The sequence below is a fragment of the Rhizobium sp. RSm-3 genome (genome assembly GCF_001854685.1).
Classification (GTDB): Bacteria; Pseudomonadota; Alphaproteobacteria; order Rhizobiales; family Rhizobiaceae; genus Rhizobium; species Rhizobium ecuadorense.
Window position 1 is genome coordinate 13,462 of record NZ_MAWZ01000014.1, and the last position, 21,770, is coordinate 35,231.

The 21,770-nt window shown below is 61.6% G+C and carries 22 protein-coding genes and 1 pseudogene; 2 read left to right on the plus strand and 21 right to left on the minus strand.

Annotation, left to right across the window (positions count from 1 at the left end):
* Positions 1–90: 90 nt before the first annotated feature.
* The 11 genes and pseudogenes from BBJ66_RS15705 to BBJ66_RS15760 form a co-directional block, all read right to left on the minus strand.
* Positions 91–816: an amino acid ABC transporter ATP-binding protein gene (locus BBJ66_RS15705; protein WP_071088169.1), complete on the minus strand. Its 726-nt coding sequence runs from the start codon at positions 814–816 to the stop codon at positions 91–93.
* Complete coding sequence (locus BBJ66_RS15710; protein ID WP_049734891.1) at positions 794–1,453, minus strand: amino acid ABC transporter permease; 660 nt, start codon at positions 1,451–1,453, stop codon at positions 794–796. The genes BBJ66_RS15705 and BBJ66_RS15710 overlap by 23 nt, the downstream gene beginning before the upstream one ends.
* A complete protein-coding gene (locus BBJ66_RS15715) occupies positions 1,450–2,121 on the minus strand; it encodes an amino acid ABC transporter permease (protein WP_071088171.1) in 672 nt (223 codons plus the stop codon). Before BBJ66_RS15715 ends, BBJ66_RS15710 begins: the two co-directional genes overlap by 4 nt.
* A 78-nt stretch (positions 2,122–2,199) precedes the next feature.
* The gene (locus BBJ66_RS15720; protein WP_071088173.1) at positions 2,200–2,985 is read right to left on the minus strand and encodes a transporter substrate-binding domain-containing protein; all 786 of its coding nucleotides are present in this window, start codon (positions 2,983–2,985) and stop codon (positions 2,200–2,202) included.
* Between the two features lie 3 nt (positions 2,986–2,988).
* A complete protein-coding gene (locus BBJ66_RS15725) occupies positions 2,989–3,732 on the minus strand; it encodes a GntR family transcriptional regulator (protein ID WP_071088175.1) in 744 nt (247 codons plus the stop codon).
* Between the two features lie 309 nt (positions 3,733–4,041).
* On the minus strand, positions 4,042–4,812 hold the full coding sequence (locus BBJ66_RS15730; protein WP_071088177.1) for an amino acid ABC transporter ATP-binding protein: 771 nt from the start codon (positions 4,810–4,812) through the stop codon (positions 4,042–4,044).
* A 10-nt stretch (positions 4,813–4,822) separates the two neighbouring features.
* On the minus strand, positions 4,823–5,482 hold the full coding sequence (locus BBJ66_RS15735) for an amino acid ABC transporter permease (RefSeq protein WP_071088179.1): 660 nt from the start codon (positions 5,480–5,482) through the stop codon (positions 4,823–4,825).
* Positions 5,483–5,487: 5 nt separating this feature from the next.
* Positions 5,488–6,150, minus strand: coding sequence for an amino acid ABC transporter permease (locus tag BBJ66_RS15740; protein ID WP_071088180.1), 663 nt, complete (start codon positions 6,148–6,150; stop codon positions 5,488–5,490).
* A gap of 131 nt (positions 6,151–6,281) precedes the next feature.
* Positions 6,282–7,121, minus strand: a complete 840-nt coding sequence (locus BBJ66_RS15745) for a transporter substrate-binding domain-containing protein (RefSeq protein WP_071088182.1) — start codon at positions 7,119–7,121, stop codon at positions 6,282–6,284.
* A gap of 342 nt (positions 7,122–7,463) precedes the next feature.
* Complete coding sequence (locus BBJ66_RS15755) at positions 7,464–9,239, minus strand: methyl-accepting chemotaxis protein (protein WP_071088183.1); 1,776 nt, start codon at positions 9,237–9,239, stop codon at positions 7,464–7,466.
* Positions 9,240–9,342: 103 nt separating this feature from the next.
* Positions 9,343–9,657 (minus strand): annotated as a pseudogene (locus BBJ66_RS15760) (DUF1217 domain-containing protein); the annotation flags it as partial.
* A 64-nt stretch (positions 9,658–9,721) separates the two neighbouring features.
* On the opposite strand from BBJ66_RS15760, the gene BBJ66_RS34965 reads away from it, so the two are divergent.
* Both BBJ66_RS34965 and BBJ66_RS15765 read left to right on the plus strand, forming a co-directional pair.
* Positions 9,722–9,898, plus strand: a complete 177-nt coding sequence (locus BBJ66_RS34965; protein ID WP_190238086.1) for a hypothetical protein — start codon at positions 9,722–9,724, stop codon at positions 9,896–9,898.
* A 364-nt stretch (positions 9,899–10,262) separates the two neighbouring features.
* Positions 10,263–12,080, plus strand: coding sequence for a methyl-accepting chemotaxis protein (locus BBJ66_RS15765; protein ID WP_049734901.1), 1,818 nt, complete (start codon positions 10,263–10,265; stop codon positions 12,078–12,080).
* Positions 12,081–12,106: 26 nt separating this feature from the next.
* Here the strand turns inward: BBJ66_RS15765 and doeB are convergent, their stop codons facing one another.
* The 10 genes from doeB to ehuR form a co-directional block, all read right to left on the minus strand.
* Entirely contained in the window at positions 12,107–13,114 is a 1,008-nt protein-coding gene (gene doeB, locus BBJ66_RS15770; protein WP_071088187.1) for a N(2)-acetyl-L-2,4-diaminobutanoate deacetylase DoeB, read from the minus strand.
* Between the two features lie 7 nt (positions 13,115–13,121).
* Positions 13,122–14,303, minus strand: coding sequence for an ectoine hydrolase DoeA (gene doeA / locus BBJ66_RS15775; protein WP_071088189.1), 1,182 nt, complete (start codon positions 14,301–14,303; stop codon positions 13,122–13,124).
* 24 nt (positions 14,304–14,327) lie between these two features.
* The gene (eutC, locus tag BBJ66_RS15780) at positions 14,328–15,320 is read right to left on the minus strand and encodes an ectoine utilization protein EutC (RefSeq protein WP_071088191.1); all 993 of its coding nucleotides are present in this window, start codon (positions 15,318–15,320) and stop codon (positions 14,328–14,330) included.
* Positions 15,317–16,318: a hydroxyectoine utilization dehydratase EutB gene (eutB, locus tag BBJ66_RS15785; protein ID WP_071088193.1), complete on the minus strand. Its 1,002-nt coding sequence runs from the start codon at positions 16,316–16,318 to the stop codon at positions 15,317–15,319. Before eutB ends, eutC begins: the two co-directional genes overlap by 4 nt.
* A 4-nt stretch (positions 16,319–16,322) precedes the next feature.
* On the minus strand, positions 16,323–17,102 hold the full coding sequence (gene eutA / locus BBJ66_RS15790; protein WP_071088195.1) for an ectoine utilization protein EutA: 780 nt from the start codon (positions 17,100–17,102) through the stop codon (positions 16,323–16,325).
* Positions 17,103–17,104: 2 nt separating this feature from the next.
* Positions 17,105–17,764, minus strand: a complete 660-nt coding sequence (gene ehuD / locus BBJ66_RS15795) for an ectoine/hydroxyectoine ABC transporter permease subunit EhuD (protein WP_071088197.1) — start codon at positions 17,762–17,764, stop codon at positions 17,105–17,107.
* A 4-nt stretch (positions 17,765–17,768) separates the two neighbouring features.
* Positions 17,769–18,428: an ectoine/hydroxyectoine ABC transporter permease subunit EhuC gene (ehuC, locus tag BBJ66_RS15800; RefSeq protein ID WP_071088199.1), complete on the minus strand. Its 660-nt coding sequence runs from the start codon at positions 18,426–18,428 to the stop codon at positions 17,769–17,771.
* 75 nt (positions 18,429–18,503) lie between these two features.
* Positions 18,504–19,352 carry an ectoine/hydroxyectoine ABC transporter substrate-binding protein EhuB gene (gene ehuB, locus BBJ66_RS15805; protein ID WP_071088201.1) on the minus strand — a complete coding sequence of 283 codons (849 nt, stop codon included), beginning with the start codon at positions 19,350–19,352 and terminating at the stop codon, positions 18,504–18,506.
* Between the two features lie 57 nt (positions 19,353–19,409).
* Entirely contained in the window at positions 19,410–20,195 is a 786-nt protein-coding gene (gene ehuA / locus BBJ66_RS15810; protein WP_049734909.1) for an ectoine/hydroxyectoine ABC transporter ATP-binding protein EhuA, read from the minus strand.
* Positions 20,196–20,317: 122 nt separating this feature from the next.
* Positions 20,318–21,703, minus strand: a complete 1,386-nt coding sequence (gene ehuR, locus BBJ66_RS15815; RefSeq protein ID WP_071088203.1) for a MocR-like ectoine utilization transcription factor EhuR — start codon at positions 21,701–21,703, stop codon at positions 20,318–20,320.
* Positions 21,704–21,770: the final 67 nt, after the last annotated feature.

Genomic DNA, 21,770 nt, shown 5'->3' on the forward strand with positions numbered 1-21,770 from the left:
CGTTCCCAGCACGTCTGCGGATTCGAGCGCCGGCGCGCTTGTTGGTTGAAAACGGCTCGTGCGCCATCCTCTTCGACGACGCCGGCGTTTCTAACTGACGCCGAGAAACTGCTTCAGCTCTGCCGTCTGCGGGTTAGCGAAGACTTCCTCGGGCCGGCCCACCTCGTGGACCCGGCCCTGATGCATGAAGACGACACGGTTGCAGACGTCGCGGGCGAACTTCATCTCATGCGTGACCATCAGCAGCGTCATTCCCTCGGCGGCAAGCTCACGCACGACGGCCAGAACTTCGGCGACCAGCTCCGGATCGAGCGCCGAGGTGATCTCGTCGCAAAGAAGTGCTGCCGGCTGCATGGCGAGCGCGCGGGCGATGGCGACGCGCTGCTGCTGGCCGCCCGACAGCTCGTCGGGATAGGCGCCGAACCGGTGGCCGAGCCCCACCCGCTCCAGCATTTTGCGGGCGGTGGCCTCTGCTTCGGTCTTCGGGGTCTTCTTGACCACGGTCTGTGACAGCATGACGTTGCCTCCGACCGTCAGGTGCGGGAAGAGGTTGAACTGCTGAAAGATCATCCCGACCTTGAGCCGCAATGCCTTCAGATGCACTTCGTCGTCGAGGAGCTGCGCGCCGGCCACCGAAATGGAACCGTCGGTGATGCTTTCCAGGCCATTGATGCAGCGAAGCAGTGTCGACTTACCCGAACCGCTTTTGCCGATAATGGCGATGACTTCGCCAGCCTGCACATCGAGATTGATGCCTTTCAGCACCTCGGTGGTTCCGAAGCTTTTGCGGACTTCAGTGATTTCGATGAGCGACATTGAGCTTCCTTTCCAGGATCTGGCTGCTTTTCGACAAAGGCCAGCAAAGGGCGAAGTAGATGAGGGCGACGAGCCCGTAGACAGTGAAGGGCTGGAAGGTGGCATTGGTGACCACGGTGCCGGCTTTTGACAGTTCGACGAAGCCGATGATCGAGGTCAGCGCCGTACCCTTGACGATCTGAACGGAGAAACCGACCGTGGGCGGTATGGCGACCCTCAGCGCCTGCGGGAGAATGACATAGCGCATCTGCTGCAACCGTCCCATGCCGAGGCTGGCGGACGCTTCCCATTGGCCCCTCGCAATCGACTCGACGCAGCCGCGCCAGATTTCGGCGAGGAAGGCGGCACTCCACAGGGTAAGCGTCAGTCCCGCAGCAAGCCAGGCCGGCACGTCGATGCCGAACAGGCCGAGCCCGAAGAAGGCGATGAAGAGCTGCATCAGCAGCGGAGTGCCCTGGAAAAGTTCGATGTAGTATTTCGCGAGCACCCTGAATGTCTTGCGCTTGCTGATGCGCAGGAACAGCAGCCCCAGCCCGACCGCACCGCCGCCGGCGAAGGACACGAGCGAGAGGAGAATGGTCCAGCGCGTTGCCAGCAGCAGGTTGCGCAGGATGTCCCAGAGGGTGAACTCGATCATCGTGCTTTTCTCCTCGGGAAAATCAAACCGCCGACGATCCCCAGCAGCTGCCGAAGGAGGATTGCCATCACCAGATAGATCGCTGTCGAGACGATGTACGCCTCGAAGGCGCGGAAGGTTCGCGATTGGATGAAATTCGCGGCAAAGGTCAGATCCTCGGCGGCGATCTGCGACACGACCGACGAGCCGAGCATGACGATGACGACTTGCGACGACAGCGCCGGCCAGATGCGCTGCAGTGACGGGACGAGAACGACATGGCGGAAGGTTTCGAAGCGCGTCATGGCAAGACTCTCGCCTGCCTCGAACTGCCCCTTCGGGGTCGCCTGGATGCCGGCGCGAATGATTTCGCAGCTATAGGCGCCGAGGTTGATGACCATTGCCAGGTTGGCGGCGGTCAATTCGGGAAGCTGGAGGCCGAGCGACGGCAGGCCGAAGAAGATGAAAAACAGCTGGATCAGGAACGGCGTGTTGCGGATCAGTTCGACATAGCTGGCAACGACAGGTTTCAGCCAGACCGGCCCGAGTGCGCGCACCCAGGCACAGACGATGCCGAGCGAAATGCCAAGCACTCCGCCGATCGCGATCAGTTCCAGGGTGACCAGTATGCCCTTGATGATCTCAGGGTAATATTGAAGCAGCCAGCCGAATTCGAAATGATAGCTCAAGGAATTGTCCCCTCTTGCAGTGACGAGCGGATGTCATCCCGCCTGCAGGCGAGAATGACATCCGTAAGAACAAGCCCATCAGAGATCCGACGGAAGATCGGTGCCGAGCCACTTCTGCGATATGGCGTTCAGCGCGCCATCGGTTTTGGCGGCAGCGATGATTCCGTTCACCTTCTCCAGAAGAGCCGCCTGCTCCTTATTGAGGCCGATATAGCAGGGCGAGTTCTTGATCAGGAATTTGAGCTCAGGGCGCTTGGGGGGATTTTTGGCAAGGATCGCAGCAGCCACGACGTTGCCGGTGGCGATGGTGTCGACCTGACCGGACAGGAAGGCCGAGATCGTGCCGTTATTGTCCTCGTAACGCTTGATCGTGGCGTCGGCCGGCGCGATCTTCGTCAGCTCCAGATCCTCGACCGAGCCGCGCGTGACGCCGATGCTCTTGCCGGCGAGATCTTCCGCCTTGGCGATCGAAACATCGGCCGGCGCGAACACGCCGTTGAAGAAGGGAGCGTAGGCTGCGGAGAAATCGATCACCTTTTCGCGCTCCGCATTCTTGCCGAGGCTTGATATGACCAGATCGACCTTGTTGGTCTGCAGATAAGGCACCCGGTTGGCGCTGGTGACCGGCACGAGCTCGGTCTTGACGCCCAGTTTTTCGGCAATGAGATTGGCAACGTCGATATCGTAGCCCATCGGCGCCATATCGGTGCCGACGCTGCCGAATGGCGGGAAATCCTGCGGGACGGCGACACGCAGCGTACCGCGCGCCGTGATGTCGGCGAGAGCATCGGCATGAGACGCGGAGCCGAAGCCGAAGGTTGCCGCCAGGGTCGCGATTGCGAAGAAAACTCGTCTTGTCAGCATGCGTTAATGACTCCTTTGAAGTTGTGGTTTTTTAGATCCGAGAGGTGAGGATGCGGTTCTGGGGGGAAGCGACAGGGAACTGCGCAGTTCAGAGAGCGGGTCCGGGCGGGTCGTGAGGTCGAGGCCCATTTCCACTTCGTCGAGATGCTCGACAGAGAGTTCCGCAGCCCTGACGAAATCGCCCGCCTGCATGGCCTCGAAGATGCGGCAATGCCCGTCATGGGACTGTGCGGCATGAAATTCGGATTGATAGAGCATTGAAATGAGGATCGTCCGAGCGGTCAGGTCGCGCAGGATATCGACGATGATGGCGTTGCCGCTCAATTCGGCGATGCGGATATGGAAATCGCCCATCAGATAGGTCAGGCGCTGGCGGTCGCCGGCCGCCATCGCATTTCGTTCCTCAGTAAGATGCGCGTCGAGCGCCTTGCTACCCTCGTCCGTCAGCGTCCGCATGCTGCGCAGCAGACCGGCCTCGACGATACGCCGCGCCTCATAGACCGCGATCGCATCTTCGGCGGACGGCTCGACGACAAACCAGCCACGCCGAGGACTGACATGCACGATGCCGCGTGTCTCCAGGCGCATCATCGCTTCGCGGACGCGGGTTCTGGACACGCCGAAGAGCGCGGCCAGCTGGTTTTCGCCGAGACGCGTACCGGGCCGAATCTTGGCAGAAAGGATGCCGGAGACGATCGTCGCCTCGATGGATTTCTGCGTGGTCTCGGATGTGTGGCTATCTTGCATACAAGACAGAAAGCAAAGCGCATGCCAAAATCCTGTATTCAGGATTTTCAAGATGCCGCGAATGCTGTGCGGGAAATTTGCCTGCCGGGAATGCAGATTGAACGTAATTTGTGCGGGCGCCGGCGCCCGAAGACGCCGGTTGGTGCGACCGCGATCTTTCAGCTCTGCGGTCGAACAGCCGCGCCGATCGTCTTCGCCTTTAGAACAGGATGATTTAAGGCCCGGTTGACCTAAAATCATTCTGTTCTAAATTAAAGAGTTAAAGCATGATGTTACCCGAAAACCGCTCACACTTTTCGGCATCATGCTCTAATTGAAACTCGAGGTTTTGAGGAATTCCGCGAGCCGTTCGGTCTTCGGCCGCACGAACATCTCCTTCGGATCGCCTTCTTCGCAGATGACGCCCTGGTTCATGAAGATAACGCGCGACGAAACCTCGTAGGCAAAGCGCATTTCATGGGTGACGAGCAGCATGGTCATGCCGTCGGCGGCAAGCCCCTTGATCACCTGCAGCACTTCGCCCACCAGCTCCGGATCAAGCGCCGAGGTCACTTCGTCGAACAGCATCAGTCTCGGCGACATGGCAATGGCCCGGGCGATGGCGACGCGCTGCTGCTGGCCGCCGGAAAGCTGTCCGGGATAATGGTTCGCGCGGGCGGAAAGGCCGACGCGATCGAGCCATTTTTCCGCGACGGCGCGGGCATCCGGCTTCGTCATTTTCTTCACCTTGACGAGGCCGAGCATGACGTTTTCGGCGGCACTCATATGCGGGAAGAGATTGAACTGCTGAAAGGCCATGCCGGTCAGCGCGCGCTGGCGGGCAATCTCTTTCTCGCCCTTGCGGCGGCGGGCTGCGCCGTCGACGCGGTAGCCGATCTCTTCGCCATCGAGGCTGATCGTGCCGCCCTGGAATTCTTCCAGCATGTTGACGCAGCGCAGCAAGGTGGTCTTTCCGGAGCCGGACGAGCCGATGATGGAAATGACCTCGCCTTCTTCCACGGCGCAATCGACGCCTTTGAGGACTTCGTGGATGCCGTAAGTCTTGCGCAGACCCTTGATGTCGAGAATGGTCTTGGCCATCGGGGGCTCCTTAAGACGGCAGGGCGGTCTTGCGCTCGACATATTTGCCGAAGTGCTCGATACCGTAATTGACGAGGAAATAGAGACCGCCGGCCAGAAAATAGAACTGCAGGCTCATGAAATTGCGGGAGATGATCTCCTGCGTGCGCAGCAGAAGCTCGGCGACGCCGATGACGGAGAGCAGCGTCGAGGCCTTCACCATTTCGGCCGCCGTATTCACCCAGGCCGGCAGGCACTGGCGCATGGCCTGCGGCCACAGCACCGAGGTGAAGGTCTGGGTAAAGGTCAGGCCGATCGCCTTGGCGGCTTCGGTCTGCCCCTTAGGGATCGCCTGAAGCGCTCCGCGGACGATCTCGCCGACATGCGAGGAGCAGAAGATCGCAAGGGCGAGCACGCCAGCGGAGAACGGCCCGAGATCGAGCCCGACGGCGGCGGAAACATAATAGCTTGCCAGCACCAGCACGAGCACCGGCGTGCCGCGGATGATATCCGTGTAGGCACGCACGATCAGACGCAAAACAACGCCGCCATAGACGAGCGCCAGGCCGACGAAAACGCCGAGGACCGACCCTGCGAGAATGGCCAGCAGAGAGATCGACACGGTCACGCCGATGCCGTTGATGATGACGTAGCGGGCGATCCAGAGCTGTTCGAGAAAGGTGTGGGACATCAGATCTATCTCGGCAGGGCCAGACGGCGCTCGACGAAGCGCATCACGGCGGCGATGAGGAAACAAGTCACGACATAGAGGGCCGAGGTGACCATCCAGGTTTCGATGACGCGGAAACTTTCGACATTGATCTTGCGGGCGGCAAAGGTCAGTTCCGGCACGGCGATGGCGGCGGCAAGCGAGGTGTCCTTGAAGAGCGAGATGATCGTCGAAGACAGCGATGGCAGCACGTTGCGCAGCATCAGCGGAGCGATGATCGAGCTGCGGATCTGCATCCCCGTCAGGCCGATGGCGAGGCCCGCCTCGGTCAGCCCTCTCGGGATCGACAACAAGCCGGCGCGGAACACCTCGGCCAGATAGGCGCCGGAATAGAGGGATAAAACCAGCACGAAGCTTTTTATCTTGTCGAGGCGCAAGCCCATCTGCGGCAGCGCGAAAAAGGCGAAAAGCACCAGGACGAGGATCGGCAGGTTGCGAATGACAGTGACATAGACCCGCGCCGGCACCACCGCAAAGCGGCTCTTGGACGTCAGCGCGAAGGCGACGACGAGACCGATCGCCGCCCCGATCAGGATCGAGATCACGGCCAGGCCGAGGCTGAGCGCAAGCCCGCTCAAAAGAAAATCGAAATTGCGCCAGACGGCAGCAAAATTCAGCGTGTAACCCATACGGGCCGCCCTTTCAGACTAACGCATCGTGCACGATGCGCAGATTCGAAGTGTTGCAGCGTCCTTTGCGCGTCTGGAAAGACGCGCGGCGCGTCAGCGGAGCGGGAGAACAATCCCGCTCCGCGTGGCCGTTACTTGAACTCAACAGGAAAGCCGATCTGCGGCGGCGCCAGATCCTTGCCGAACCAGGTCTTGAAGGACTTGGCGTAAAAGTCGAACTCGACGCCGGTCATGGCTTCGTGCAGAGCGGTGTTAACGAAGTTCAGCCAGTCCTGGTCGCCGCGCTTGACGGCGCAGGCGTAAGTCTGCGGATTCCAGCCGTAACCGGCGTCCTTGTAGCGGCCCGGGTTCTGCGTCATGTACCAGGCAAGCGACGACTGGTCCGTGGCGACGGCATCGGCGCGTCCCGACTCCAGCGCCTGATAGATCAGGTCGACGGAATCATACTGATCGACGGTCGCCTCCGGCAAGGCCGCATGCACCATTGCCTCGGCATAAACATTCTGCAGAACCGAGATGGTGACGGAGGAACCGGCGGCCTTGAGCGCGGCGTAGTCGCCATATTTTCCGTCCGCCTTGAGCATCAGGCCGACACCCTCGCGATAATAAGGAATGGTGAAGGCAACCTGCTGGGCACGTTCGCCGGTCACGGTCATGAACTGGCAGGTAATGTCGACCTTGTCGGTGGTGATGTTCGGGATGCGGGCGTCGGAAGACTGGTTCACATATTCGATTTTCTCGGGATCGCCGAACAGTGCCTTGGCGATGATATGGCCCATGTCGACGTCGAAACCCTGAAGCTTGTCGTCCGCGCTCTTGAAGTGCCAGGGCGCGTTGGTGCTGCCCGTGCCGAGGACGAGGTGGCCGCGGGCCAGCACTTCATCGAGCTTGCTGCCCTCGGCCAGCACAGGCGTGGACAACAAGGCGGCGGCGATCAGCGACATCACGCCGGTGCGAAAGGAAATGGTCATGGCGTTCCCCTTATGGATGCTTTCCGATTGTTCCAGTATAATGGACTTCTGTCTGTTTTACTGGAATAACGTATCAAGTGCCATCAAGGATGAATTGTCAATGGGTCATGCCGAAAAAACGCGCAGGCGCGCGCGTGACGATTTTTTTGGCAGTGCAGCATTTCCGCCCGCCTCCGAGGCTGATCGCCTGGCCGCGTTCCGATCGTTTCGGTGAATGGATAGGGAAGCCGCGTCGTAAGCGTCGGCAATGTCTTCGGCGTTGGAACGAGGCAGAAGCCCAATATCCCGCGAAGCGGCTGTCAGGCCCGCCGCGCTTTTTTCAGACCTTTAATTTGAGCTGAATCAGAATTCTTCCCAATCGGATTTCAGCGCGCCGGCCGCCGATCCATGAGCCGAGGCCGTGCGGACGACTTTCAAAGCCGCCGGCACCGAAGGATGACGCCCGGCCTGCGTAGACGAAGAGCGTGATTTCGGCGCGTCCTCGAAACGGAACTGCTCAAGAAGCTTGAAGAGTGCCGCAGCCTCCCGGGCAAGGCCATGGCTTGCGGCAGTCTGCTCCTCAACCATCGCGGCATTCTGCTGCGTTCCCTGGTCGACGGTGTTGATGGTCTGGCTGATGCCGCCAAGCGCCGTCGATTGCTCGCGCGCCGCCTCGACGATCGCCGTGACGTTGGTATTGATGTCATGAACCTGGCTCGTGATTTCCCGCAGCGCCGATCCGGCATTCGTGACGAGAGCGACGCCGTTTGCGACATGGGAACCGGACGCGGTAATCAGGCTCTTGATCTCTTTCGCGGCTTTCGCCGACCGCTGGGCCAGCTCACGGACCTCCTGTGCAACGACCGCAAACCCCTTGCCGGCCTCCCCTGCCCGCGCCGCCTCTACGCCGGCATTGAGCGCCAGAAGATTCGTCTGGAAGGCGATTTCATCGATGACGCCGATAATGTTGGAAATTTCGTGTGACGAGTTTTCGATCTGATCCATCGCTCCGATCGCATCCCGCACCACCTGGCCGGAATGCTCCGCATGGTGTTTGGTGCGCGCCACCAGCTGACCGGCTTCCTCGGCGCGGCGGCTCGAATCCTTGACCGTGGTGGTAATTTCCTCAAGCGCGGCCGCCGTCTCTTCGACCGAGGCCGCTTGCTGCTCGGTGCGTTTTGCCAGGTCATCGGCTGCCGTGCGGATTTCGTTGGAACCAGCCGAAATCGCCTTGGCATTTTCGGCAACCGTTGCCATTGCGTCCTTCAGTTTTTCCGAGGCGCTGTTGAAGTCGGTGCGCAGCCGCTCCAATGAGGGAATGAAAGGCATCCGGATCGCCTGCGACAGGTCGCCGTCGGCGAAGTTCGTCAGGCAACGGGCAAGTTGTTCGACATTCTCGACGCGCGCCGTGACATCGGTGGCAAACTTGACGACTTTGAACACCTGGCCGTTCAGGTCGAAGATCGGATTGTAGGAGGCCTGGATGTAGACCTTCCGCCCGCCCTTTCCGACACGCATGAATTCGTCGGCGATCAACTGGCCGCTCGCAAGCTTGCGCCAGAATTCCTTGTAAGCCTCCGATCTCGAATAGTCGGTTTCGCAGAACATCGAATGATGTTTGCCCCGGATCTCGGCAAGCGAATAGCCGAGGGCGGCGAGGAAATTGTCGTTGGCGTTCAAAACTTCGCCGGCCGGGGTGAATTCGATGATCGCCTGAGCGCGCGATAATGCGTCGATCTTGCCCGCATCCTCGGCGGATTTCAGCTTCTGCGCGGTGATATCGGTTGCGATCTTGATGACCTTGACCGGCCTGCCGCGCCGGAACACCGGATTGTAGGACGCTTCGATCCAGACTTCGCGGCCGCCTTTTCCGAGCCGCTTATATTGCTGCTGATCGAATTTCCCGGCTGACAGCTTCGTCCAGAAGGCTTTGTATTCCGCCGAGGCCGCATAGGCAGGCTCGACGAACATGCGGTGATGTTGTCCGGCGATCTCCCGCAACTCATAGCCGAGCGCCCGGCAGAAATTTTCGTTCGCGGTAAGGATTATGCCCGACAGGTCGAATTCGATCATGGCTTGCGAGTTCGATAGAGCGGCAAGAGCCGCAACGGCATTTGCACCACGATCAAGAATGCTCACTCGTAAATCCCCCCAGATTTCATCGCAGTCAATTCGGACACGTCACGAATATTTTACTGTGCTTATTAATGGGGATTTAATGATTAATATAAGGTTTAATGGCTCAGCCGGTTTTCAGTTGCGCCATCGCAAGCAGCGTGTCTGCGCTTATCGTCGCTGAGCCAGGACCGAAGCGCTGACGACGTGGTGCCCGTGCCGGTGGCGACGTCAACATGGCCGTGAAGCGTTTGATCAGATTGTCGACTTTGTCAGAATCCCGCAGATCCTTGATGTCGATGAAAATCTCGACCATCTCGGCCTGCTTGTCGACGTCCATGTTCGAGACATAGCTGGACAGGTTGAATCTGGTTGTAAAAAACTCGAAAAGCGCGCTGTCGCCCAGAATGTCGTAGGCGTTCGAAATTTCCGGCGCCTGGCGCTAGCCAATCGTTTGATTTTAAAACGATTTTTAAGTCAAACCATGTGCACGCGTAGTTGCAAGTATGCCCGCCGCCGGCTCGATGGGCGCCGCCCGCACCAGATCATCATTGCCCAAGAGGAATCAGAAATTGCTTTTGCTGGAACGCGCACCGGAGATGCCGATCGAGATGGACGAGCCGACCATCGTCGCAACCTGGGAAAACCGCACGCAAATCATCGAAATCATGCATGGCGCGTGAGATGAGCCAGGAGTTCCAAAAGCTTTGGCCCGGTGGCCATTCATCGAGAAGTTCAAAGCTCTATGCCTTTGTGAATCTCGCGGCAAGATCGATATCCGTGCCGGCTTGCGCTGAAGGGCGGGCATAGAAGGCCATGGCTGGCTCGTGCTCGGCCTGACCCCGTCAGCCAGACGAAGGTAATGCTACCAAAATAGCCATTGTCGCTGATCACCCCAATTTTGGACGCCTGCCTCCGCCCCGGGCGGGCCGATCAACTTCTGATACCCAGAAGAATTAACCATATTTCAGCGTTCGTGCGAAATAATGCGGTACGTAGATCAGGCATCTCGCGAACGAGAAGCCAAAAGTTATTTGGAGACGAACCTTGGCCTTTACTATTGCCCGCAGTTTAGTGGCGTTTGGTGTCGCCGTTTCAGCAGGCCTTTTCATGTCGATTGGATTGCAGCAATCGGCGCTCGAAAGGCTGAAGGTCAACGGCCCGGTTTATGAGCAGGTCGTCTACGGCAAGGATCTGATCGCCGATATCCTGCCGCCGCCGCTGTTTGTCGTCGAATCCTACATGCTTTCCTTCGAGGCGAGCAAATTTCCCGAACTCACCGACACCAATCTTGCCAAGATCGCCAATCTCAAGGCCGCTTACGACGACCGCCGCGCCTATTGGAAAACCACCCGGCTGCCGCAGTCTTTGAAGGACGAACTCGAAAACGATGTGCTTGCCAAGGGCGATACATTCTGGGACGTGATGAACCGCGAGATCATCCCGGCCCTGACCGCCAAGGACGAGGACAGGGCGCACGGGGCGATCGAGCAGTTGCGCGTCGCCTTTCATTCGCACCAGGACGCGGTCGAAAAACTCGTCGCCAATTCCGACGCCTTCCTGAAGGGCGAGGAGCGCAATGCCGCCTCGGAAATCGTCACCTGGACGATCTATGCAGGTGGCGCCGGCCTCGGATCCTTCGCGTTGTTGCTGGTCGGGCTCTATCTCCTGCGCCGCCGGGCGATCGTGCCGCTCGACGGCATGAAGGCCTATATGGGCAATCTCGCAGACGGCGATTTTTCGACCGAGGTTCCCTATGCCAGCCGTTCCGACGAGATCGGCGCCATGTCCAAGGCCGTGGCGGTCTTCCGCCGAAACGCGCTCGAGCGGCAGGACGCGCAGAAGCGCGAGACGGCGCTTCGCGATGCGGAATTTGAACGCGAACGCAGCCAGATGGCCGACAAAGCCGCCGAGGAGCAGGGACGCGAAACGGTGATCGCTCAGCTGACCCACGGCCTGGACCAGCTATCGCACGGCAATCTCGATTGCCGGATCGCCACACCCTTTGCCGCCGCTTACGAGACTTTGCGCGCCAAGTTCAACGACAGCATGGACGCGCTTTGCGCCTCGATGGCCGAGATCGCCCAGACCTCCAAACAAGTGGATAGCTCCTCGGCCGACATTACGGGTGCAACCGAGAGTCTCGCATCGCGCACCGAACAGCAGGCCGCCATGCTCGAAGAGGCCACAACCGCGCTCGACGAGATGAATGCCAAGGCGAAAGACGCCGCCGAACATGCCGGCAAGGCAACCGGCATGATGACTGAGACCCGCACCAGCGCCGAGCGTTCGGCGGCCGTCGTTCGCGAAGCCATCGCCGCCATGGAACGGATCGAAGGCTCGTCGTCGCAGATCGGCGACATTGTCAACGTCATCGATGAAATCGCCTTCCAGACCAATCTCCTGGCGCTCAATGCCGGCGTCGAAGCCGCCCGTGCGGGCGAAGCCGGCAAGGGTTTCGCCGTCGTGGCGCAGGAGGTGCGCGAACTCGCCATGCGCTCGGCCAACGCCGCCAAGGAGATCAGGGCCCTGATTTCCACATCCTCGTCTCAGGTTTCCACCGGCGTGGAGCTTGTCAACCGCACCGGCAAGGCGCTTCAGGAAATCGAAGGACAGGTCGAGCAGGTTGCCGGGCTCATCGCCCGGATCGTTTCGGTATCCTCCGAGCAGGCGGTCGCGATCCGCGAGATCAACGCCGCCGTCAATGCTCTCGACCAGGTGACGCAACACAACGCGGCAATGGCCGTCGAAACCGCTTCGGCCTGCCGCGCGCTCGGCGCCCAAACGCAGACATTGGAAGGGGTCGTCAGGCGCTTTCAGATCGATGCGGCAACCAGCATGTCTAGGCCGCGTCAAGCCGCTTGACCGGTTGCGGCCAAGCTCCTTTCACCTCACTTGTCGACGGTTGCGACGACGGCAACACAATCGCCTGGTTTGACCAGGCCCGGGAAATGCCGGGCGCAGAGAATGCCGTCCATGCCGGCGCGGATTTCGCGGGGGACCACCCCCGTCCTTCCGGTCGGATAGATGCGGGCGATGACGGCGTGCTCCGTGACAGCTTCGCCGAGATCGATGACCGGTTCGACCAATCCGCCCTCCTCCGCGAAGGAAAAACAGCGGCCGTCCGGCATGTCGAGCCAGATCGTCGGACCGGCATCGACAGCGCCAGCGACGATCCCGGCATGGCGCAGCACATTCATGGTGCCGCGCTTGGCGATCGCCGCACTCTTGGCCGTGGCGGTGCCGCCGCCGCCGAGTTCCGTGGTGATGAAGACCTTGCCCATCTCCTCGGCGGCGGTGTCGTACATGCCCACCGCATCGATCTCCAGCATCTTCATCGAATAGGGCGCGGCAAAGGCCGTGACGAAATCGAAAGCCTTCGCCTCCTGCTGTTTGTTCGGCAGGATATGGGCTGCGCAGAACGGCAGAAAGTCGAGCGTCTTGCCGCCGGAATGAAAGTCGAGCACGAGATCCGCCATCGGCAGAAGCACACGCTGAAAGTAATCGGCGATCTTCTCGGTCACCGTGCCGTCCGGCCGACCCGGAAAGCTGCGGTTCATGTTGCCCCGGTCGATCGGCGAGGTTCGGGTTCCCGCCTGAAACGCCGGATAATTCATCGCCGGCACGATGATGACAGCGCCGCTCACCTCCTCGGCCTTCAGGCTGCGGGCAAGATCGAAGAGGGCGATCGGTCCTTCATATTCATCGCCGTGATTGCCGCCGGTCAGCAGCGCTGTCGGTCCCTTGCCGTTCCGGATGACCATAATCGGGATCATCACCGACCCCCAGGCGGAATCGTCGCGGCTGTAAGGCAGCCTGAGGAAGCCGTGCTGCACACCCTCGGCGGCGAAATCCACCGTCGCGCTGATCGGCGACGGCTGTAAGCCAATCTCGTTCATGACAGCCTCAATCCTTGACCATCAGCCTGCGCGGCACGTCGGCGAAACATTCGACGCCGCTGTCGGTGATGAGAATACTTTCGGTCGTCTCGAAACCCATGTCGTCGAGCCAGAGGCCGGTCATGAAATGGAAAGTCATACCGGGCTTCAGCTCCGTCCGGTCGCCTGGCCGCAGGCTCATGGTGCGCTCACCCCAGTCCGGCGGATAGGACAGGCCGATCGGGTAGCCGGTGCGGTTGTCCTTGACGATGCCGTATTTCTTCAGGACCGCGAAGAAGGCGTTGGCGATGTCCTCGCAGCTATTGCCGGGCTTGGCGACGGCAAGACCGGCCTCCATGCCTTCGAGTGTCGCTTTCTCGGCATCGAGAAAAGCCTGGGTCGGCTTGCCGAGGAAGACCGTGCGCGACAGCGGCAGATGATAACGGTTGTAGCAACCAGCGATTTCGAAAAAGGTCCCCTCGCCCTTCTTCAGCGGCCGGTCGTCCCAGGTCAGATGCGGCGCGGATGCCTCGATCCCGGATGGCAGCAGCGGCACGATCGCCGGATAATCGCCGCCGATGCCGTCGACGCCGCGGGTGCCGGCATCATAGATTTCCGCGACCAGATCGCATTTGCGCATGCCGACCTCGATCCTGTCGAAGATGCGGGCATGCATGGCTTCGACGATGCGGGCGGCGTTGCGCATATATTTGATTTCGGTCTCGCTCTTGACCGCGCGCTGCCAGTTGACCAGCGCGGTCGCGTCGACGAAGCGCGCGTTCGGCAGGTGCTTCTGCAGCGCCGCGAAGGCGGCCGCCGAGAACCAGTAATTGTCCATTTCGACGCCGATCGTCAGCTTGCCGAAGCCGCGCTCCGTCAGGATGCCGGAGAGATAATCCATCGGATGGCGCTCGGTCGACTGCACGTAATGATCGGGATAGCCGACGATGTTGTCGTGCTGCAGATAGGCGGTGAACTTGGCGCCGTTGGCATCCTGGCCGCGGCCGAACCAGATCGGTTCGCCCTGCGGCGGCACGATCACTGCCTGGTGCACGTAGAAGGACCAGCCGTCATAGCCGGTCAGCCAGGCCATGTTCGAGGGGTCGCTGACAATAAGCAGGTCGATGCCCTTCGCCTCCATGGCGCGCCGCGTCTTTTCCAGCCGCGCGGCATATTCGCCGAGCGAGAATTTGAGATTGGGCTGGGTCATGTTTTTTCCCTTCTTTTCCGTCGGTCAGCTTTCGAATGGGGTGCCTATATTCGCCGCACCGGCGCGGGCGAAGGCGAGCGTGGCGATCGCGGTGTCCTGGATACCGGTTCCGGTGAGGTCGGCGATGGTGATCTGGTCGTTGCTCATCCGTCCCGGTAACCTGCCGGCGACGATCTCGCCGAGCTCGGCGAAGACCGCATCGGCCGCGATCAGGCCGGCGTCGATGGCGTGATGCAGCTCGCCAAGACGCCGCGTCTGCTTCAGGCTGTCGGCGACATAGAGGCCGGCGCCGGCGATGACGGCGGGGGCGATCTCGTTCTTGTGCTCCGCATCCGAGCCCATGGCCGTCAGATGCTGTCCGGGTTCCAGCCACCCGGCCTTAATGATCGGCGTCTCCGAGGGTGTGGTGGTCACGACGAGATCGGCGCCGGAGATTGCTTCTCTCGGATCCCTTATCGCGGTGACGGGAAAGCCAAGCCTTGCGGCCAGTTCCGCCGCGGCGCCCTCGGCTTTTGCGGCATCACGCGCCCATATCCTGGCGTCGCGGATCGGACGCACCAGCGTCAAGGCTTCAAGCTGCAGCCGCGCCTGCATGCCCGCCCCGAAGACGGCGGCCACGGACGCATTTTCACGTGACAGATGTTTGGCCGCGACCGCACCGGCCGCCGCCGTGCGTATGTCGGTGAGATACCCATTGTCCAAGAGCAGCGCCTGCACCAACCCGGTCCGGCTCGACAGCAGCACCATCATGCCGTTGGTGCTCGGCAGGCCGATCTTCGGATTGTCGAAGAAACCGGGGCTGATCTTGATCGCGAAACCTTCGATGCCGGGGACATAGGCAGTCTTCACATCGACCTCGCCGCGATAGTCCGGAATGTCGAGCCGCAGAATCGGCGGCATGGCGACCGCCTTGGTTGCAAGCGCTGCGAAAGCCTCTTCGATACAGGCGACGGCATCGCGGTCGAGCCCGACGATCTCTCGCAATTGCGCTTCCGTCAGAATGATCATCCGGCTCATCGGCCATCCTCCCCGAACGTCACCATCTGGCCGTTGATCACCCGGCGGTGCTGTTCCATGTCGACATTCCGTCCGGACAGGATCGCAACGACGGGTCCGCCGGAGCGGATCTTTTCTGCAAGCAGGGCGGCGATGCCGACTGCACCCGCACCCTCCAGAATCTCGCGTTCGGCGGTATAAGCGTGACGCATACCGGCCGCGATTTCCGCCTCCGTCAGCAGGATGACGTCGTCGAGAAGGGCGCGGCACATGGCGAAGGTCACGCGATTGTCGAGGCCGATGCCGCCGCCGAGCGAGTCGGCAAGGCTTGGTAACTCCTCGACCTGCATCGGTCGGCCGGCATCGAGACTCGCCTTCATCGCCGCGCCCCGCTCCATCGTCAGGCCGATCACCTTCACCTTCGGATTGACGCCCTTGATCGCGGCCGCAGCGCCAGCCGCAAGACCGCCGCCCGAAAGCGGCACCAGAACCGTTGATGCCTCCGGCAAGGCGTCGATGATCTCAAGCCCGAGCGTCCCCTGTCCGGCCACCACAGCCGGGTCGTCGAAAGGCGGCACCATCACCAGCCCGTCCTCGCCGACCAGCCGATCGACCTCCTGCTGCGCCTCGTCCTGTGATTGCCCGACGACGCGGATCTCGGCGCCGAGGCGGCGGATCTCCGAGATCTTGTTCTCCGGCACCAGCCGCGACATGCAGATCGTCGCGACGGCACCTTCAGCCTTCGCCGCATAGGCAAGCGCCCGGCCGTGATTTCCGGTCGAGGCGGCGACGACGCCGCGCGCACGTTCTGCCGGCGACAGAGCGAGCACCGCATTGGTCGCCCCGCGCAGCTTGAAGCTGCCGGTCGTCTGACGATGTTCGAGCTTCAGCCAGACGGGAACACCGGCAATGTCGCCAAGTGCTGCGGATTGTGCCATCGGTGTTTCGAGAACCCGGCCGGCGATCCGCCGCGCCGCCACGCGAATATCCTCCAATGAAACGGGCAAGGTGCTCGCCATGATCTCAGCCTTCCCCGTAGGGCTTGGTCATCAATTGACCGAGTTCGGGCCGCGCCCGATCATCGCCGCAAAGCCTCATGCAAGCCCAGGCGGTAGCGAGATTGCTGGTGACCACGGGCTTGCCGGTCTCCGCTTCGATGCGGGCGGCGATCTCGGCTGCGCGCACCGCCGTGCAGGAGATGAACAGCGCATCGGATTGCGGCGCCAGCGCCTCAAGTGCGAAGGCTGCAATTTCATCCGGCGCGATCCGCGCCATCTCGCGATCATCCGTCAGGCCCAGACAGGTGAAGCGGTCGATGTCGAAACCGAGATCCGCAAAATAATCCGCCATCGGCCGGCTGGTCTCGATCGTATAGGGCGTCAGCACTGAAATCCGTCTGGCGCCGAGCGCCTTCAGACCTGCCGCGGCCGCCGCCGTCGGCGTCACCACTGAAGCACCCGGCTTGGCGGCGTGGATCGCCGCTTCGATGTTGCGGTCGCCGATGACGACCGAGGCGGAGGTGCAGGAATACATGACGGCATCGAGCGTCTCATCCGGCAGGATCAGCGCAGCACCTTCCGTCAGCGACGGCTGCATTTTCAGCAGGTTTTCCGGCGTGACCGGATTGGCGTAGCGGATGCGGCTGACATAGACGCCGATGCGGTCGCTGGCGACCATGCGCCGGAAATCGACTTCCGTCGTATGGTCCGTCGCCAGGATGATCAGGCCGATGCGCTTTTCGAGCGGCCGGTCATCCAGTCGCGGCAGCCGGCCGGCGGGGATGATTTCGATCCTTGCTGTCATGGTCAGTCATCCATCCTGGCGTAACGTTCCTCGAGCCAGCGCAAGCCCACGACCGAGATCAGGCTGATGACGAGGAAGAAGATGCCGACCAGCGTCATCGGTTCGATGTAGCGATAGTTGCTGTTGGCGATGCTCTTGGCCTGGTTCATCAGCTCGAGCACGGTGATCGCCGAAAGCAGCGGCGTCTCCTTGAACATGGCGATGAAATAATTGGCGAGCGCCGGGATCATCGGCGGGATTGCCTGCGGCAGGACCACGTGGATCCAGGCCTGGCGCGTCGTCAGATTGGTGGCCTTCGCCGCTTCCCATTGTCCGCGCGGCACATTCTCAATGCCGGCGCGATAGACCTCGGCGGTATAGGTCGCATAGTGAATGCCCATGCCGATGACGCCGGCGGTGAGCGGCGCCAGCCGGATGCCGATATCCGGCAGCACGTAAAAGATGAAATAGAGCTGCACCAGCAGCGGCGTGCCGCGGATGAATTCCGAGACGAAGCCGACCGTTCTGGAAATAGCGGCGACCGGCGATCGCCGCGCGATGGCGAGGCCGAGCCCGACGACCATGGCGACCGCAGCGCCGAGGACGGTGGCGAGAATAGTGATCTTGAACCCTTCGAGCAGGGTCGGCATGATCTGCCAGACGAAGTCCCAATCCCATTCCATCCGATCAGGTCCTTATGCCGTCGAGGCTGCGGGCCATGCGCCGCTCCAGCCAGCGCATCGCCGCCGAAATCGCCAGGGCCATGAGAAAATAGAGAATGAGGATCGTCGCGAAGGGCACCAGCGTATTGCCGGTCTGCGCCCGTACCACCTGCGCCTGGAAGGTCATGTCCGTCAGCGAGATCAGCGACACGACCGCCGTGCCCTTCAAAAGCTCGATCGCATTGTTGCAGAAGGTCGGCAGCATCAGCGGCAGCGCCTGCGGCAGGATGACGTGGCGCATGCGCTGATAGTGCGACAGGTTGAGCGCAACACAGGCTTCCGACTGTTCGCGCCCGACGGCCTTGACGGCGCCGCGCACCACTTCCGCCGCATAGGCGCCGACATTGAGCCCGAGCGCCAGCACGCCCGCCTGCAGCGGCGTCAGGGTCAAGCCGGCAAAAGGCAGGACGAAATAGACCCAGAAGAGCTGCACGAAGATCGAAGTGCCGCGGAAGAACTCGATATAGGCCGTCGCCAGAGCCCGAACGGCGAAGAAGCGCGACAGCCGGCCGAGCCCCGCCAGGAAGGCCATGACAAGCGCCAGCGCAGAACCCATGACCGTCAGTTGGAGCGTCACCAGGGCGCCCTCAAGGATCAGTGTCAGATAGCCGGACCATACCGACATCGGCAACTCGCTTCTCTGGAGATTATTTTGCGACAATCCGGCCATGCCGATGACATGGCCGGATACCGCCTCGATTTACTTCGCCGCGGCGCAGAGCTTGTCGCGGCTCGTCGACATCGCCGCCTTGGCCGAGAAGCCGTAGGGCTCGATGATCTTGGCGAATTCGCCCGATTCCTTCAGCTTCTTCAACTCGACGTCGAAGGCGTCGCGCAGTGCGACGTCCTGCTTGCGGAAGGCGGCGCCATCGCAATAGACCGGTGCATTGACGACGGGAGCGACGGTTTCGAGAGTGGGATCTTTAGCCTTGGCCATCAGGTCGTGGATCGACAGAACCGGCAGCGAATAGACGTCGATGCGGCCGTCCTGCAGCATCTTGATGCCGCTTTGCCCATCCGGAACCACAATGACGCGGTCACGCGGCACGCCGGCTTCGAGCGCCAGCTTTTCCTCGGTGCCACCGCCCGGCGCACCGATCTTGGCGTTCGGATTGTCGGCAATATCCTTGTAGCTCGTCAGCTTCAGCGGATTGCCCTTCTTGAGAGCGAAGGCTTCGGCATCGCAGAGGATCGGTTCGGAATAGGCGACGGCATTGCAACGCTCGGGCTTCATGAACAGGCCGGCGGTGATCGCGTCGTGGCGGCCCGCCTGCAGGCCGGGGATCATCGCGCCATATTCCGAGATCGAGGCGACCACTTCCTTGACGCCGAGCTTTTCGAAGATCACGCGTGCCACATCGGGGGCGGCGCCCGAAACCTTGCCGTCGGCGCCGACGGCGGTGAATGGCGGCTCGTTGGCGATGGCGATGCGGGCAAAGCCCTGCTCCTTCAGCTGTTCGAGTTTGTCATCGGCGGCGGATGCCGGGACGGCCGCCGTAACCAGAAGCACCGACAGGCTGACGGCACTCAAAACATATCCTGCTTTCATCGTTCCCAACTCCTCTGGCTTTCCTTTGAGTTTGTTCTTTGCGGGCAATGTCTGAGGTCAGACGCGGTGCCCCGCCGCTATGATCTTGCGCAGGAAGGTCTGCGTCCTCTCCTGCGTCGGATTGCGGAAGATGTCGCCCGGCTTGCCTTCCTCGACGATCTTGCCGCGATCGAAGAACAGCACACGGTCGGCAAAATCATGGGCGAAACCCATTTCATGGGTGACGAGAAGCATGGTCATGTCGGTCTCCGACGCCAGCCGCCGCATGACGTTCAGCACCTCCTCGACCAGTTCCGGATCGAGCGCCGAGGTTACCTCATCGAACAGCATGATTTTCGGCGACAGCGCCAGCGCCCGGGCGATGGCGACGCGCTGCTTCTGCCCGCCGGAAAGCTGCGCCGGGACGCTTTTTGCCTTGTCGGCCAGGCCGACCATATCGAGAAGCTCCATCGCCCGCTTCTCGGCCTGCGGCCGCTTGATGCCCTTGGTCAGCATCGGCGCCAGCGTCACATTGTCGAGGACGCATTTATGCGGAAAGAGATTGAAGTGCTGGAAGACCATGCCGATCTTCTCGCGCATGCGATGCAGATGCCGCTCATCGGCCGGCACCAGACTGCTGCCGCGAGACATATGGTAGAGCTGTTCGCCGTCGACCTCGATATGGCCGCCGCTGATCGTCTCCAGCGTCATCAGGATGCGCAGGATCGTCGTCTTGCCGGAGCCGGACGGCCCGATCAGCGCCAGCTTCTCACCCGGCATGACATTCATCGACAGCCCATCGAGCACGGTCAGCGGGCCGTATCTCTTGACGATGTTATCGATGCGGATGATGGGCTGAGGCATTCATGTCTCTCCCTGTTGAGACAAGCAATGCCCTAACGATGACGGCCCATCGAAATCATGTCAATTCGCAAAATAATATCATGACAATTATTCTGCATGTGCTCAAACGAGGGGCAATGGCATCAAATCGCCAGCAGCAGCTCTTCCGGATTTCCCTGCGCCAAGGCGGCGACGATCCCAAGGCCGGTCCGCAATTCGCTTTCCGTCGTCGAACCGAGCGAGATGCGCACGGCCGGCGTCGAGCCCTGATCGGCGGTGCGGAACGATTTGCCGGGCGCGATCGCCACACCGCGCAGCCTGGCCTGCGAGACAAACCCGTCCTCCGCATGGTGGCCGGCGAGCGGCAGCCAGACGTGCAGGCTTTGCGGATGCGCCCGGTAAGGCAGCCCGGCCAGCATCTCCGCCGCGATCGCGTGGCGGCTCGCAAGGGCGCGGCGCTGCCAGTTGACCAGTTCCATCGCTGTGCCGTCGCTGACCCAGCGGCTGGCGATCTCGGCCATGGCAGGCGTCGCCATCCAGCTGGAAACGAGATGCCGGTTGGCGACGGCGGCGACATAGCGGTCGGGGGCGACGAGGTAGCCGATCCTGAGGCCGGGCACGGTGATCTTCGTGAAGCTGGTGACGTAGAGCGTCCGCTCCGGCGCGAACGCCGCCATCGGCGGCGCCCGATCCTCGACCATCGGCCCGAGAATGTCGTTTTCGATGATCGCTATGTCATGCTTGGCGGCGACGGCGGCCAGTGCCTGGCGGCGCTCGGCGCTCATCAGCGCCGCCATCGGATTGATCACCGAGGGCTGCAGGAAGATCGCCCGGATCGGCCCCGTGCGGCAGGCTTCGTCAAGCGCCTCCGGGATCATGCCCTCCTCGTCGATCGCCAGCCCCTCGAGGTGCAGGCCGAGATAGCCGCAGAGCGGCACCAGCGTATGGTGACTGACCGCTTCGGTCGCAATCGTCGAACCGGGCGGCGCGACGCTCATGAGCGCCACCGTCATGCCCGAGGTCGCGCCATTCGTCACGCTGATATTCAGCGGCGATACCTCGAGCCCGCAACGCGCCAACCATTCGGTGGCGACCGTGCGGTGGCGCGGGAACACCATGTTCGGCCGGAACGACAGGGCCGAGCTGGAGGGCAGGTTTTCCGAAAGCCAGCCGAAGGCCTGGCGCAGCCTTTCCAGATGGATCTGTTCGCAGACCGGCTTCAGGATCGACAGATCGATCACCTCGCCCAGCCGCTCCGGCAGATAAGGCGGCTCCGGCTCGCGCGGCCTGGTCTGGACGAAGCTGCCGCGGCCAATCTCGCCCGAGATCAGCCCGCGGCGGCTGAGCTCATCATAGGCGCGGCTGACCGTCTGCACGGACAGATGCAGATCATCCGCCAGCTTGCGGTGCGGCGGCAATTGCGCCCCGTCGGAGAGCTTGCCGTCGGTGATTGCATTGGCGATCTGCTCGGCGAGCGAAAGGTAGGCCGGCCGGCGGAGTTGCGAGGGATCGGGGCGCCACTTTGTCATGATTTTAACACTGCTAAAAATCAGTTCAATTGACAATGCCAAAATGCGCTCCCATTGTCTTTTCGCC